The sequence below is a fragment of the Dorea formicigenerans genome (assembly GCF_025150245.1).
GTDB lineage: Bacteria > Bacillota > Clostridia > Lachnospirales > Lachnospiraceae > Dorea > Dorea formicigenerans.
Window position 1 is genome coordinate 1121578 of sequence record NZ_CP102279.1, and the last position, 15145, is coordinate 1136722.

The 15145-nt window shown below is 43.7% G+C and carries 14 protein-coding genes; 13 read left to right on the forward strand and 1 reads right to left on the reverse strand.

The window, feature by feature from the left end; genetic code table 11:
• Positions 1-5 precede the first annotated feature (5 nt).
• The 12 genes from uvrA to NQ560_RS05660 all read left to right on the forward strand — a co-directional run bounded on the left by uvrA (position 6) and on the right by NQ560_RS05660 (position 14006).
• Positions 6-2849: an excinuclease ABC subunit UvrA gene (gene uvrA, locus NQ560_RS05605; protein WP_005330477.1), complete on the forward strand. Its 2844-nt coding sequence runs from the start codon at positions 6-8 to the stop codon at positions 2847-2849.
• A 101-nt stretch (positions 2850-2950) separates the two neighbouring features.
• Positions 2951-3940, forward strand: coding sequence for a rod shape-determining protein (mreB, locus tag NQ560_RS05610; protein ID WP_005330478.1), 990 nt, complete (start codon positions 2951-2953; stop codon positions 3938-3940).
• 47 nt (positions 3941-3987) lie between these two features.
• Positions 3988-6219 carry an SF1B family DNA helicase RecD2 gene (gene recD2, locus NQ560_RS05615; protein WP_005330479.1) on the forward strand — a complete coding sequence of 744 codons (2232 nt, stop codon included), beginning with the start codon at positions 3988-3990 and terminating at the stop codon, positions 6217-6219.
• Positions 6220-6314: 95 nt separating this feature from the next.
• On the forward strand, positions 6315-7019 hold the full coding sequence (locus NQ560_RS05620) for a ComF family protein (protein ID WP_330371135.1): 705 nt from the start codon (positions 6315-6317) through the stop codon (positions 7017-7019).
• 57 nt (positions 7020-7076) lie between these two features.
• Positions 7077-7472: a hypothetical protein gene (locus tag NQ560_RS05625; protein WP_005330484.1), complete on the forward strand. Its 396-nt coding sequence runs from the start codon at positions 7077-7079 to the stop codon at positions 7470-7472.
• A complete protein-coding gene (locus tag NQ560_RS05630; protein ID WP_005330486.1) occupies positions 7472-8590 on the forward strand; it encodes a hypothetical protein in 1119 nt (372 codons plus the stop codon). The genes NQ560_RS05625 and NQ560_RS05630 overlap by 1 nt, the downstream gene beginning before the upstream one ends.
• Before the next feature lie 67 nt (positions 8591-8657).
• The gene (gene cdaA, locus NQ560_RS05635; RefSeq protein ID WP_005330488.1) at positions 8658-9530 is read left to right on the forward strand and encodes a diadenylate cyclase CdaA; all 873 of its coding nucleotides are present in this window, start codon (positions 8658-8660) and stop codon (positions 9528-9530) included.
• Entirely contained in the window at positions 9508-10746 is a 1239-nt protein-coding gene (locus NQ560_RS05640; protein WP_005330491.1) for a CdaR family protein, read from the forward strand. Before cdaA ends, NQ560_RS05640 begins: the two co-directional genes overlap by 23 nt.
• Positions 10747-10757: 11 nt before the next feature.
• On the forward strand, positions 10758-11021 hold the full coding sequence (locus NQ560_RS05645; RefSeq protein ID WP_005330493.1) for an HPr family phosphocarrier protein: 264 nt from the start codon (positions 10758-10760) through the stop codon (positions 11019-11021).
• Positions 11022-11025: 4 nt separating this feature from the next.
• Entirely contained in the window at positions 11026-12558 is a 1533-nt protein-coding gene (locus NQ560_RS05650) for an amino acid adenylation domain-containing protein (RefSeq protein ID WP_005330495.1), read from the forward strand.
• A complete protein-coding gene (locus NQ560_RS05655; protein WP_005330496.1) occupies positions 12527-13753 on the forward strand; it encodes an alanine racemase in 1227 nt (408 codons plus the stop codon). Before NQ560_RS05650 ends, NQ560_RS05655 begins: the two co-directional genes overlap by 32 nt.
• A 25-nt stretch (positions 13754-13778) precedes the next feature.
• Positions 13779-14006 (forward strand): acyl carrier protein, encoded by a 228-nt coding sequence (locus NQ560_RS05660; RefSeq protein ID WP_005330499.1) that lies wholly within the window; start codon positions 13779-13781, stop codon positions 14004-14006.
• 95 nt (positions 14007-14101) lie between these two features.
• Here the strand turns inward: NQ560_RS05660 and NQ560_RS05665 are convergent, their stop codons facing one another.
• Positions 14102-14482 (reverse strand): sporulation initiation factor Spo0A C-terminal domain-containing protein, encoded by a 381-nt coding sequence (locus tag NQ560_RS05665; RefSeq protein ID WP_005330501.1) that lies wholly within the window; start codon positions 14480-14482, stop codon positions 14102-14104.
• 93 nt (positions 14483-14575) lie between these two features.
• On the opposite strand from NQ560_RS05665, the gene NQ560_RS05670 reads away from it, so the two are divergent.
• On the forward strand, positions 14576-14938 hold the full coding sequence (locus NQ560_RS05670) for a helix-turn-helix domain-containing protein (RefSeq protein WP_244094625.1): 363 nt from the start codon (positions 14576-14578) through the stop codon (positions 14936-14938).
• Positions 14939-15145 lie beyond the last annotated feature (207 nt).

The window sequence follows — 15145 nt, forward strand, 5'->3', positions numbered from 1 at the left end:
AAAACATGGCAGTAAAAAATGAAAAAAAACAATATATTAAAATACGAGGTGCCAATGAGCATAATTTGAAAAATATAGACTTGGATATTCCAAGAAATGAACTGGTAGTTCTTACCGGACTTAGCGGTTCAGGAAAGTCCTCTCTGGCGTTCGATACCATTTATGCGGAAGGACAAAGGAGATATATGGAGTCTCTGTCTTCTTATGCAAGACAGTTCCTGGGGCAGATGGAGAAACCGGATGTGGAGAGTATTGAAGGACTTTCTCCGGCAATTTCCATTGACCAGAAATCCACGAACCGCAATCCAAGATCTACAGTAGGAACAGTGACGGAGATCTATGATTATTTTCGTCTGTTATATGCGAGAATCGGAATTCCACATTGTCCGAAATGTGGCCGTGAGATTAAGAAACAGACGGTAGATCAGATGGTAGATCAGATCATGGAACTGCCGGAGCGCACGAAGATCCAGCTCCTTGCTCCAGTTGTCCGTGGAAGAAAAGGACGCCATGAAAAGCTTCTGGAGAGAGCGAAGAAAAGCGGATATGTACGTGTGCGTGTGGACGGTAATCTGTATGAATTATCCGAAGAGATCGCATTAGATAAGAACATCAAGCATAATATAGAAATTATCGTGGATCGACTTGTGGTGAAGCCGGGAATTGAGAAGCGTCTGACGGATTCGATTGAAAATGTACTACATCTGGCAGAGGGGCTGATGATTGTTGACATTATTGACGGGGAGCCGATGAATTTCAGCCAGAGCTTTTCCTGCCCGGACTGTGGAATCAGTATCGATGAGATAGAGCCGCGAAGCTTCTCTTTCAACAATCCATTTGGCGCATGCCCGGAGTGTTTCGGACTTGGATATAAGATGGAATTTGATGAGGATCTGATGATCCCGGATAAGAGACTGAGCATCAGCGAAGGAGCGATTACCGTAATGGGATGGCAGTCTTGTACGGATAAGAAGAGTTTTACCTATGCGATTCTTGACGCGCTCAGTAAAGAATATGATTTTTCTCTGGACACGCCATTTCAGGACTATCCACAGGAAATCCATGATGTGATCATCCACGGAACGAATGGACGTGAGGTGAAAGTTCATTATAAAGGCCAGCGCGGAGAAGGTGTCTATGATGTTGCATTTGAAGGACTGATCCGCAATGTGGAACGCAGATACCGGGAGACTTCATCTGAGACAATGAAGGCAGAATATGAAGAGTTTATGAGAATCACTCCGTGTAGAAAATGTGGCGGCCAGCGACTGAAGGCGGAAGCGCTTGCAGTGACGGTCGGTGGTAAAAATATCGCAGAAGTGACGGAGATGTCCATTGAAAACCTGCAAACATTTATGGGTAGTCTGGAGCTTACGCAGCAGCAGAAGATGATCGGAGGACAAATCTTAAAAGAGATCCAGGCAAGAATTAAGTTTTTGATGGATGTAGGTCTGGATTACCTGACTCTCGCCCGTGCTACCGGAACATTATCCGGAGGAGAAGCGCAGAGAATCCGTCTTGCGACACAGATTGGTTCAGGTCTGGTGGGAGTGGCTTATATTCTGGACGAGCCGAGTATCGGCCTGCACCAGAGGGATAATGACAAACTGCTCGGAACACTGAAGCATCTGCGTGATCTCGGGAATTCTGTCATTGTCGTGGAACATGATGAGGATACGATGCGTGCGGCAGACTATATTGTGGACATTGGACCTGGTGCCGGTGAGCATGGAGGAGAAGTAATTGCATGTGGAACCGCAGAGCAGATTATGAAGAATAAAAAATCCATCACAGGGGCTTACCTTAGTGGAAGAATGCAGATTCCGGTACCGGAGCACCGCGCGGATCCGTCAGGCTGGATTAAGATCAGAGGAGCAAGGGAGAATAACTTAAAAAATGTGGATGTAGAGATCCCGCTTGGTGTGATGACCTGTGTGACAGGTGTGTCTGGATCTGGAAAGAGTTCGCTTGTAAATGAAATCTTGTACAAACGTCTTGCAAGAGATCTGAACAGAGCAAGAGTGATTCCGGGAAAACATAATGCCATTGATGGTCTGGAGCAGCTGGATAAAGTTATTGCCATTGACCAGTCACCGATTGGAAGAACACCAAGATCAAACCCGGCAACCTATACGGGAGTATTTGATCTCATCCGTGACCTTTTTGCATCTACAGCAGACGCAAAAGCACGTGGGTACAAGAAAGGAAGATTCAGTTTCAATGTGAAAGGCGGACGTTGTGAAGCCTGTGCCGGAGACGGAATCCTGAAAATCGAGATGCATTTCCTGCCGGATGTTTATGTACCTTGCGAGGTTTGCCACGGAAAGAGGTATAACCGGGAGACGCTGGAGGTAAAATACAAAGGAAAGAGTATTTATGATGTACTCAATATGACCGTGGAAGAGGCATTGCATTTCTTTGAAAATGTACCAAGTATCCGAAGAAAGATGGAGACACTTTATGATGTAGGACTTTCCTATATCCGTCTCGGTCAGCCTTCCACACAGCTTTCCGGAGGAGAGGCACAGCGGATTAAGCTGGCGACAGAACTGAGTCGGAGAAGTACGGGAAAGACCATCTATATATTAGATGAACCTACGACAGGATTACATTTTGCAGATGTGCATAAACTGACAGAGATTCTGCATAGATTATCAGCGGACGGCAATACAGTCGTAGTCATTGAGCATAATCTGGATGTGATCAAGACAGCAGATTATATTATTGATATGGGACCGGAAGGCGGTGACAAAGGCGGAACCGTTATTGCAAAGGGAACGCCGGAAGAAGTGGCTGAAAGTCCGGTATCATACACCGGAAAATATATCAAGCCGATGCTTGAAAAATAAGTATCTTCACAAATATTTAAGGAAAAAAGGGTTGCACTTCCTGAGAAAACGAAAGATAATGATATGGATAAAAGGGATAGCAGAAAGAAAGAGGTTATATCATGGCAGTAGATATTGGAATAGATCTGGGAACAGCCAGTATTCTTGTATATGTGAAGGGAAAGGGAGTCATACTCAAAGAACCTTCTGTCGTTGCATTTGACAGAGACAGCAATGAAGTGAAGGCAATCGGCGAGGAGGCACGTCTGATGCTGGGAAGAACGCCAGGCAATATTATCGCAGTGCGTCCTTTGCGTCAGGGAGTTATTTCCGATTATACTGTGACAGAGAAGATGATCAAATATTTTGTTCAGAAAGCACTGGGAAGAAGAACATTTCAGAAACCACGTATCAGTATCTGTGTGCCAAGCGGTGTGACGGAAGTTGAGAGAAATGCGGTACAGCAGGCGACATTTGCGGCAGGAGCCAGAGATGTCTATCTGATCGAGGAACCTGTGGCGGCAGCAATCGGGGCAGGCATCGACATTTCTAAAGCATGTGGTAATCTGATCGTAGATATCGGGGGAGGTACGACCGATGTGGCCGTAATCTCTCTTGGCGGTACGGTAGTCAGTACCTCACTGAAAGTTGCCGGAGACGATTTTGACGAGGCAATTGTACGTTATATGAAGAAAAAACACAATCTGCTGATCGGAGACCGGACCGCAGAAGACATCAAGATTAAGATTGGAACGACGTATCCTCTGATTGAAAATGAAGCGATGGAGGTCAGTGGACGGAATCTGGTTACAGGACTGCCAAAGACAGTTACGGTGACTTCGGCAGAGACAGAACGGGCACTTCAGGGAACATCCAACCAGATTATTGAAGCAATTATCAGCGTTCTGGAGCGTACGCCGCCGGAGCTTTCCGCAGATATTCTGGAACGCGGGATCATGCTGACCGGAGGTGGAGCAAAGCTTCGCGGGCTGGAAGAGATGATCGAGGAGAGAACCGGAATCAATACAATGACTGCAGAGGAGCCGACGCAGGTCGTAGCAATCGGAACCGGAGAATATGTGGAACTTATGAGCGCAAGACGGGAACTGTAAAGAATGCCGAGGCATTCTTGAACTGTCGGGCAGATTTGGGATAATAGATGGAAGAGATTAAGGGATATGTAGAGCACATTGTATACCGGAATGAAGACAACGGGTATACAGTATTTAATTTGAATAATGATGACGGAGACCTGACCTGTGTAGGAAAGTTTCACTACATTGAAGAGGGAGAACTGTTGGAGCTGACGGGAGAGTACATTGTACACAAAGTGTATGGAACTCAGCTTCAGGTAGAGACTTCGAAGGTATGTCAGCCGGAAGATAAGGTGTCGATTGAACGTTATCTTGGTTCCGGAGCTATCAAAGGTGTCGGACCGTCGCTGGCAGGACGGATCGTGAAGAAGTTCGGCGGGGATACATTCCGCATTATTGAAGAAGAACCGGAGCGTCTTGCCGAGGTAAAAGGGATCAGCGAGCGGAAAGCCAGAGAGATCGCCATTCAGGTAGAAGAAAAAAAGGATATGAGGGAAGCCATGATCTATCTGCAAAAATATGGTATTTCTACGACACTGGCGGCAAGGATTTATCAGCATTATGGTCAGAGCGTTTATCGCGTAATAGAAGAAAATCCATATCAGATGGCAGATCATGTGCCGGGAGTTGGCTTTAAGACGGCCGATGAGATTGCGTCGAAGGTCGGAATACACACAGATTCCGATTACCGGATTCGAAGTGGTATTTTCTATACATTGATTCAGAGTGTCAGTGAAGGACATGTCTATCTTCTTCAGGAGGTTCTGCTATATCGTGCCAGTCAGCTTCTTGATGTAGAGGTTCAGCACATTGAAAAGTATGTGATGGATCTTGCCATGGAGAAAAAAGTTGTTCTGAAAGAGTCTGATGAAGGGCTTCGTGTTTATTCCTCCCATTATTATTATATGGAACTCACGGTTGCAAAGATGTTGCATGATCTGAATGTAGATTTTGATGTGACACCGTCTGTTTTGGAGCATCACATCCATATGATAGAAGAACAGGCAGAACTGGCACTGGATGACAGACAAAGAGAAGCTGTAATGGAAGCAGTGCGGCACGGAATTCTGATCGTGACTGGAGGACCGGGAACCGGAAAAACGACGACAATCAATGCAATGATCCATTTCTTTGAGGAAGAAGGAGCAGATATCCTTCTTGCAGCACCGACCGGACGTGCGGCGAAGCGCATGACAGAGGCAACCGGCTGTGAGGCTCAGACCATTCATCGCCTGTTGGAAGTCAGTGGCAATCCGGAAGATGATGATAAGAGAGATAATGTCGGATTTGGAAATGGATTTGGAAGAAATGCAGAGAATCCGCTGGAGTCAGATGTGATTATCATTGATGAAATGTCCATGGTAGATCTGCCGCTTATGAAGGCACTCCTTGACGCGATTATGCCGGGAACCAGACTGATCATGGTCGGAGACGGAAATCAGCTGCCAAGTGTAGGCCCTGGAAGAGTGCTTAAGGACATGATCGCATCGGATTGTTTCCCGGTTGTAAAGCTGGAGAAAATCTTCCGGCAGGCAAAAGAGAGTGATATTATCGTAAATGCACATAAAATTAACCGTGGAGAACCAGTCATATTGGACAATAAAAGTATGGACTTTTTCTTTTTAAAACGGTCTGATCCAAATGTGATCATCAGTGTTGTAATTACGTTGATCCAGAAAAAACTTCCAAAGTTCGTAGATGCCTCACCTTATGAAATTCAGGTGCTGACACCTATGCGAAAAGGAAATCTGGGTGTGGAGAGGCTGAATAAAATCCTTCAGCAGTATCTGAATCCGCCATCACCCCAAAAGCAGGAAAAAGAAGTGGGAGACCGCCTGCTGCGTGAAGGTGACAAGGTGATGCAGATTAAGAACAATTACCAGTTAGAGTGGGAAGTCTGCACGAAATACGGAATGACCATTGACAAAGGACTGGGCGTATTTAACGGCGACATGGGAATCATCAAGAATATCAACACTTACGAGGAGACGGTTACGGTTGAGTATGACGAACAGCGCCAGGTGAAGTATCCATATGCGATTCTTGATGAGTTGGAGCTTGCTTATGCGATCACGATACATAAAGCTCAGGGAAGTGAGTATCCGGCGGTTGTGATTCCGCTTCTTCAAGGACCAAGACAGCTTTACAACCGGAATCTGATCTATACAGCAGTGACAAGAGCAAGAAAATGTGTCACACTTGTGGGCAGTGATTCAGTATTTCAGGAAATGATCCAGAATACCAGCGAGCAGCGGCGAAATACAAGTCTGGCGGAGCGAATCCGAGAACTTGCATAGTGATCATAGAAAAATATAATAAAAAAAAGAATGTAAAATATAATAAGAAGTACGAAAAAAGCAGAGAAAGACAAGGAGAAATATGGTCAGAAAAGGTGTTGGATATTTTCTGGCCTTCTATCTGCCCTTTTTGTGGAAAGGTAAATCGTGGGGGAGTATGCCCTTTGTGCAGGAAAGCTGTGGAAAAATTAGAGATTCATGAACCGCGATGCCTGAAATGTGGGAAACCAATCCGCTGTGAAGAGAGGGAATTTTGCCATGACTGCTATAACACAGAACACATTTATGAAAGAGGGCTGTCGGTGTGGCTTCATAAACCTCCGGTGAACCAGGCAATTTACCAGTTAAAATATCATAATCAGAGATATGTTGCGAAGTATTTTGCACAGGAAATCTGTATAAAATATGCAGAAGAGATCCGAAGATGGAGACCGCAGGCGCTTGTCCCGGTGCCTCTGCACAGAAAAAGGCGCAGGAAGCGTGGTTACAACCAGGCGGAGCTTCTGGCAGAAGAGATAGGGAAAATACTTGGGATTCCGGTCGTTGCGAATCTGGTAAAACGGGTTCATTACACTGGTTATCAGAAAAAGCTGGATCCCATAGGGAGAAAAAAGAATCTGGAACATGCATTTGCTCCGGGAGGAGATCCGGACAGACTTCCGACAGATTTTCGACGTGTCATTATTATCGATGATATTTACACAACAGGGAATACCGTGGATCAAGTGGCAAAAGTATTGAAAACTATGGGGTTCCAAAAAGTTTACTTTTTGACTATAAGTATTGGACAAGGGTACTGAGATTTGCTATACTGAAAATGATGTTTCATCGATAAAAAAGGATTTTGAGGTGCATATATGTTAGATGAGCGAAAAGTCAAGCTAATGACTCAGCTTGCCCTGTATGATCAGACGCAGGGAAAAGAGGATTTTAAAATCAGTGAATACTATCGAAAAGATTATGCCGGAGTGCACATTTTATATACGGTTCTGTGGGTGACAATAGGCTATATAGCAGCCTGGGCAATTGCGATGATCGCAGGACTTGATACTCTGATGGAGAAGATGTCAACAGCATTACTGATTACGTTGGTTCTCGCGGCAGTTGTCGGATATGTGGTAGTTCTTGTGTCTTATATTGGAATTGCAAGCCACCTGTACAATAAAAAGCATCAGGAAGCGAGACAGCGGGTAAAGAGATATAATCACATTCTGACGAGATTGTTGAAGATGTATGAAAAGGAGACAAAGTAATGGACAGTTTATATGTAATACGGGAGAGAATGCAGGATTTGTATTCCAGATACTCAATTGTGGCGGATAAAGCAATACAATTTGTTCTGGCGGTCATGACATTTTACATGATCAACAATAATGTAGGATTTATGAAGACACTGGCATCGCCGGTGGTGGCAGTGGCACTTGCAATTATTGCAACTTTCTTTCCACCGATCATTACAGTGATTCTGGCAACAGCACTGATCCTTGTACATATGTATTCAGTATCCATCGCAGCACTTGTTGTAACGGCATTGATTTTCCTGATCATGTATATTTTTTATCTTCGTTTTACACCGAAGATGGCAATCGTTGTACTTTTGACACCACTGGCATTTGCACTTAAGATTCCGGTTGTTGTTCCAATCTCATGTGCGCTTTTAATGTCACCGATTTCCATGGTGGCAGTGGGATGTGGAACGGTTGTATATTATATGATGGCTTATATGAAAAAAGCAGCCTCCGGTATGCAGGGCGGTTCTGTGAAAGGTATGATGGGACAGATTGGGAAATATGCAAAACAGGTCTTCCAGAATAAAGAACTGTGGATTGTCCTTGTTGCATTTATTATCTGTACACTGGTTGTTTATACGCTTCGCAAACAGGCAATCGCACATGCATGGACTATTGCAGTTATAACAGGAGCTGTTGTGAATATTGTAGTAGTGGCAATCGGAGATGTTGCTATGGGAGTCCATGCATCTTACGGTTCACTGATTTTTGGAAGTATCGGAGCAGCGGTTATCGGAGTGATCCTGGAATTGTTCTTCTTCTCCGTAGATTATTCAAGAAGTGAGAATCTTCAGTACGAAGATGATGAATACTATTACTATGTAAAAGCAGTTCCGAAGATTGTAGTATCTACACCGGAGAAGACGGTGAAGCGGATCAATGAACGACAGGAAACGGAGATCATGGATACTGCGGAAGTTAGAAAAAAAGCAAAAAAACAGGCACAGGAAAAGGCACGTCAAAGCGAGCAGGGACAAAAAAAGAAAAAACGTCCGGCATCAAAAAGACGTAATGTTATGGATGCTGATGTGGATCAGGAGCTTTTAAGAAGAAGTTTTGAAAATGATCCTGATATGAGATAAAAAAGAATTTTAAATGGGAAGATAAATAATTATAGCAAAAGGGGGTGACCGGGTGAAACAGTATATTATGCATGTATTAGGAGCCGTCAGTCAGGAATTGTATTTTCCAGATGCGCATCTGACAGATATTATTGAAATCCTGATTTTGACATATCTGATCTATCATATTGCAATGTGGCTGATCAATACAAAAGCATGGATGCTGATGCGAGGAATTGTTGTACTTGGTATCTTTGTATTGCTTGCAGCAGTTTTTAAGATGCATACAATTTTATTTCTGGCAAGGAATTCGGTAACGGTACTGGCTACGGCGGCAGTTGTAGTATTTCAGCCGGAACTTCGAAGGGCTCTGGAAAAGCTTGGGGAGAAGCAGTTCCTGAGTTCAATCGTACCATTTGAGACGAACAAAGAAAGCAGCAGGTTCAGTGAAGATACCATGGACAGTATTATTGATGCAGCTTACAATATGGGCCGCGTGAAGACTGGAGCACTGATTGTGGTGGAACAGGCAATACATCTGACGGAGTATGAAAGTACAGGAATTAAGATGGACTGTCTCGTATCCATGCAGGTACTGATGAATATATTCGAGCACAACACACCACTTCACGATGGTGCTATTATTATCCGTGGTGACAGAATTGTATCTGCGACATGTTATCTGCCATTGTCTGATAACATGGGGCTTAGCAAGGAGCTTGGAACAAGGCACAGAGCAGCGGTAGGCATGAGTGAGGTCAGTGATGCTCTGATCATCGTTGTGTCTGAGGAGAACGGCAAGGTATCTGTAGCACAGGGAGGCGTGCTTGACCGGGCAGTAACGAGGGAAGAACTTCGCGAGAAGCTGACTTATATACAGAACAGAAAGCCGGAGAATAAGAATTTCCTGCAACATATATGGAAAGGAAGGAATAAAGATGAAAAAAGGACTGATGAATAATTGGGGCCTTAAGATATTATCCTTCCTCCTGGCAGTGATGCTGTGGCTGATTGTGGTAAATATCGATGACCCGGTAACAACCCAGACATTTAATAATATACCGGTAGCGGTAACGAATGCAGAGGTGCTTGCGGCGACCAATCAGACTTATCAGATTGAGGATGGCACGCAGAATGTCTCTGTGACAGTACGGGCAAAGAGATCTGTACTTAATAAGATAAAAGCAGATAATATAAAAGCGACTGCAGACATGAAAGAGCTGACGCTTCAGACACAGATTCCGATCAGCGTTGAGATTACAGGAGTCAACTATGAAAGTGTAGAAGTATCTCCACGTAATCTTCAGGTAAAACTGGAAGATGAAGAGACGAAGAAATTCCCGATTGTTCCAAAGACGACAGGAACCGTCCGAGATGGCTATACACTTGGAGAGATTCAGGCAGTGCCGGAGATGGTATCTATCCGGGGACCGAAGTCTGTCATTGATTCCATCAGTAAAGTTGAGGCATCTGTCAGTGTGTCCGGATTATCTGAAGACGTTGTGACAAAATCAGAGCTTGTATTATACGATAGTGATAACAATGTGATCGACCAGTCACTTCTTGCCAATAACCTTGGTACGGAAGGTGTATCTGTCAGTGTACAGGTGCTTGAGACGAAGAGCGTTAAGGTTGAATTTGATACTTCACAGATTACAGCAGCAGACGGATATTCTGTCAGCGATATCAAGTATGAGCCGGATCATGTAAATGTGACCGGCAGAGCGGAAGAACTGAAAAAGTTGAAGAAGATCTCAGTTCCGGCATCGGCACTTAATATGTCCGGACTGACTTCTAAGACAGAGAAAGTTGTGGACATCACAGATTATCTTCCGGAAGATATTTCACTGACAGATGAAAATGCCGGATCTGTAGTTGTGACTGTAGGAATTGACAAAGATGGAACAAAATCTTATGATATTTCTATGGGAGCCATCAAGGTAAATAACCTGGCAAATGGATTATCACTAAGCTATGAATCAGCAGATGTACTGGAGATTCAGATCCGCGGGCCGGGAGATATACTGGATCAATATAAGATCAGTGATAATGTAAGCATTGATCTTAAGAACTACCAGACGGCTGGAACTTATACAGTCCCGGTAACTGTAGGCGTTCCGGATGGCTGTGTGCTTGAGAGCACGGTATCTGTAAATGTTATATTGGAAGAGAAATAAGGAGCAGAGCTATGGTAAGTCAGAAAGTAAAAATCACAAATCCAACAGGACTGCATCTGCGTCCGGCTGGAATTTTCAGCAATATCGCAAACAAATTTGAGTGCCGGATCACATTTGAGTATGAGAATTCTATTGCCAACGCCAAGAGTGTACTAAGTATCCTTGGTGCCGGAATCAAATCAGGAGATGAGATTCTGCTGATCTGTGAAGGGGACGAAGAAGAAAAAGCATTAAAAGCAATGATAGAAGCTATAGAAAGCGGGTTAGGGGAGTAATAAATTGATTCGAAATATTTTATGCTATGCAGAGGAGTCTGCCCGGAGATTTCCGGGTAAGACTGCCTTTGCAGATGAAGAGACAGCGTGCACATACGACGAACTGATCAAAAGTGCCAGAGCAGTAGGAACGAGACTGGGAAGGGAAGTAACTCCTGGGAAACCGGTTCCTGTACTTATGGAAAAAGGCGTAAAAGCTATTTATGCATTTATGGGAATCGTATCCGCAGGCTGTTTTTATATTCTGTTGGATCCGAAACTTCCAACAGAACGTCTGAGATCAGTGTTGGATACATTACAGGCAGAAGTCCTGTTGACGGATCCGGCTTATGATAAACCAAGAGAGCGTCTGGAATTTGACGGCAAAGTCATTATGATGGAAGAGGCACTTCAGACACAGGAAGATGCGGAGTATCTTGATAATGTAAGAAAACAGAGCCGGGATGTGGATCCGCTCTACGCAATCTTCACTTCCGGTTCCACTGGTGTGCCAAAAGGTGTAGTTGTAAGCCACAGATCAGTCATTGACTTTATAGAAGAATTTACGAGATTATTCAACATTACAGAACATGATGTTATTGGAAATCAGGCACCATTCGATTTTGATGTGTCGGTAAAAGATATCTACTCTACTTTAAAATGTGGAGCAACTATGCAGATCATTCCAAAGAAGTTTTTCTCATTTCCGACAAAACTTCTGGATTATCTGGTCGAGCGGGAAGTAACGACTCTGATCTGGGCGGTCTCTGCACTGTGTATCATATCCACATTAAAAGGATTTGATTATAAAGTGCCGCAGAAGATCCATAAAGTTATATTCAGTGGAGAAGTAATGCCGGTGAAGCATCTGAACATCTGGAAGAAATATCTGCCGGAAGCTATGTATGTGAATGTTTACGGTCCGACTGAAATTACATGTAACTGTACGTATCATATTATTGACCGGGAGTATGAACCAGGAGAAAATCTTCCGATTGGAAAACCATTTCCAAATGAAAAGGTATTTCTCTTAGATGAAGAAGACCGGGAAGTGACAAAACCTGGAGAAAAAGGAGAAATCTGCGTATCCGGTACTGCTTTGTCACTTGGATATTACAATAACCCGGAACAGACGGCAAAAGCATTTGTGCAAAATCCATTGAATCAATCTTATCTGGAGCCAATCTACCGGACAGGAGATCTGGCATATTACGGCGAAGATGGGAATCTGTACTTCGCATCACGAAAAGATTTCCAGATCAAGCATATGGGACATCGCATTGAACTTGGAGAGATTGAGACTGCACTGGAGACAGTGGAAGGACTAGGTCGGAGCCTTTGCATGTATGATGAGGCAAAGGGAAAAATTCTTGCATTCTATGAAGGAGACCTGGAAAAGAAACAAATCGTCCGGGCAATCGGGACAAGACTTCCGGGATTCATGATTCCGAATGTATTTGTGAAAGTAGAAGAATTTCCACTTACGAAAAATGGAAAAATCGACCGTAAGAAACTGGAGGAAGCTTATGAATCAGGAAATCTTACAAGCTTATCTTAGACAGGAAGAGACTCCTGCGTATATCTTTGATCTGGATATGTTAAAATCCAGAGTTCGGATGATGAAAACGATACTGGGCGAACGGGCAGAAATCTGTTTTGCAATGAAAGCCAATCCATTTCTGATCGGACCGTTAAAGGATACGGCAGACAAATTTGAGGTATGTTCCCCGGGAGAATTTCACATTTGTGAGACAGTCGGAATTCCAATGGAGAGAATTGTACTGTCCGGTGTGAATAAGGAAAAATGCGACATTACCCATGCGATGCATACTTACGGGAATGCAGGCGTGTATACAATCGAATCCAGGAAGCATCTGGAACTTTTGGAAATGTGTGCAAAAGAAGAAAACATTACGATTCATGCACTGATCCGTGTGACAAGTGGAAACCAGTTCGGTATAGATGAAGAAGAAGTTTTTGATATTGTTTCTAAAAAGGACTACTACCCACATGTGCGAATTGAAGGGATTCAGTGCTATTCCGGTACTCAGAAAAAGAAGTTCTCTAAGATTGAAAAAGAGCTGCACTGGCTGGATGACATACTTACCCGTCTGAAAGAAACATGCGATTATGATGCTGAAGTTCTGGAATATGGACCGGGATTTTATATCCCTTATTTTGAAAATGAAGATGAGGTAGATGATGAGTCATTACTGCAGCAATTTGCAGATACACTTGCAACATTAAAATTCCAGGGGAAAATCACTTTGGAAATGGGACGCTATATTGCAGCATACTGTGGTTATTACGTGACTCGCATTGTAGATCAGAAAATCAATCATGGACAGAATTACTGTATCGTAGATGGAGGACTGAATCATCTGAATTACTACGGACAGGCAATGGCTATGAAGATGCCGCATCATAAACACATTCCGGATGCTCCATCGGAGGCATCGGACGAACAATCAGAAGAACAATCAGAAGAACAATCAGAAGTTCTTTGGAACATCTGTGGCTCTCTGTGTACGGTCAATGATGTACTGGTGAAACAGATGCCGCTGAAACATGCAAAGATTGGCGACGCTCTTGTATTTGAACGGGTGGGTGCTTATTCTGTAACAGAAGGAATCTATCTCTTCCTGAGCCGGCGCATGCCAAGGATTCTGTTCTGGTCTGAAAAAGACGGATTTACAGAGGCCAGAAAAGCAACAGAAAGTTACCCGATCAACACGGAATGTACAAAAAAATGAAAAAATAGAAAAGGAGATAATAACTATGGAAAAATTAATTGAGATTTTAGAGGACATTCAGCCGGATGCTGACTATGAGACATGTACAACATTGATTGATGATGGAATCCTGGATTCTTTTGCAATCCTGTCTATCGTAGGAGAATTGGAAGACGAGTTCGATGTATCAGTAACACCTGCTGACATTATTCCGGAAAACTTTAACTCAGCACAGGCACTTTGGGCTATGGTACAGAGACTGCAGGCTGAATAAGAGAACAAACGGGGACACGAGAATGACAAAAAGTACCATGTTGACACGAGAAAATGCCTAACATGGTACTTTTTATGTTTTGCGATAACATTTTTTTATCGCAGATAGTCCGGCCAGTCTTTGGCCGGATGATACATCAGAAAAGTGGAAAGGCTGGCTAAAAAGTCTCCGACAGATGGTCTTGCGGTCATGCGATATCCAACAACAATCTGGAATAAAAATTGGTTCTTCTCCCAGATGACTGCAATCATTGTACGGATATTCCGTTCAACGCAAGGAAGCGCAATTTCGCAGGATTCGGCAACTTTTGGGTAAAGTCTGGTGGTAAGAGATGTCAACAGCTGTTGGTCCGCCAGAACATATTGAAGAGCTGTTACGGCTGGCGTAAAGCCGGCATAGACCGGAGAAGCACCGAGAGTCCGAAGCAGCTGTTCAATATCCTGTGCTGAGACATCAGAACCAGATAAAGGAACCAAAAAAAACCCCTCCTTTTCAACAAATCTCACCTTATTATAACAAAAACGAATAGGTATGCAACATTTAAACAAGAAAAAGAATAGTTCCGTATTATGAGACAAAATGTTATAATTGAAGCAGTGCCAGAGGATTTGGTTCATAAATTGACGAAAGAGAAAACAGGTGACAGCATGCAAGTAGGATTGAACATTAAGATTAAAAGAATCGGAAGAGGGTATACACAGGAAGAGATTGCAGATGCCATCGGTGTCGCCCGTTCTACATACACAAGATACGAGTCAGACAAGAGACTGCCGGACATATACAAATTATGTGCACTGGCAGATTATTTTGATGTATCATTGGACGACCTGGTGGGAAGAGACTGGAAACCGAAAAAAGATCACAAAGGGCGGAACATCGCGATCAAACCACAGCCGAAATGTATATCAGCTGGGAGTCAATCCCCCAGCTGATATAGCCTCCGGCAGGATTGCAGAGGTGCGCAGTAGAAGTATGTCATGCAATTGCATGACGCGCACCTCGCAGCAAGAATGCCGAGGCATTCTTGAAAAGGTAAGAGGCGGAAACAGAATAAAGGCAGAGGGGCATGATATCCAGTGATTGTAAAAAGACATTCACTGGATATGTTTTATTGCGGGAAAATACAGTGTGTGGTATAA

Coding starts and splice junctions, on each gene's coding strand:
- uvrA (WP_005330477.1), top strand. CDS start 6: ATGGCAGTAAAAAATGAAAAAAAACAATATATTAAAATACGAGGTGCC.
- NQ560_RS05640 (WP_005330491.1), top strand. CDS start 9,508: ATGAAAAAAGGACTGATGAATAATTGGGGCCTTAAGATATTATCCTTC.
- mreB (WP_005330478.1), top strand. CDS start 2,951: ATGGCAGTAGATATTGGAATAGATCTGGGAACAGCCAGTATTCTTGTA.
- recD2 (WP_005330479.1), top strand. CDS start 3,988: ATGGAAGAGATTAAGGGATATGTAGAGCACATTGTATACCGGAATGAA.
- NQ560_RS05670 (WP_244094625.1), top strand. CDS start 14,576: ATGAGACAAAATGTTATAATTGAAGCAGTGCCAGAGGATTTGGTTCAT.
- NQ560_RS05630 (WP_005330486.1), top strand. CDS start 7,472: ATGGACAGTTTATATGTAATACGGGAGAGAATGCAGGATTTGTATTCC.
- NQ560_RS05660 (WP_005330499.1), top strand. CDS start 13,779: ATGGAAAAATTAATTGAGATTTTAGAGGACATTCAGCCGGATGCTGAC.
- cdaA (WP_005330488.1), top strand. CDS start 8,658: ATGCATGTATTAGGAGCCGTCAGTCAGGAATTGTATTTTCCAGATGCG.
- NQ560_RS05625 (WP_005330484.1), top strand. CDS start 7,077: ATGTTAGATGAGCGAAAAGTCAAGCTAATGACTCAGCTTGCCCTGTAT.
- NQ560_RS05655 (WP_005330496.1), top strand. CDS start 12,527: ATGAATCAGGAAATCTTACAAGCTTATCTTAGACAGGAAGAGACTCCT.
- NQ560_RS05645 (WP_005330493.1), top strand. CDS start 10,758: ATGGTAAGTCAGAAAGTAAAAATCACAAATCCAACAGGACTGCATCTG.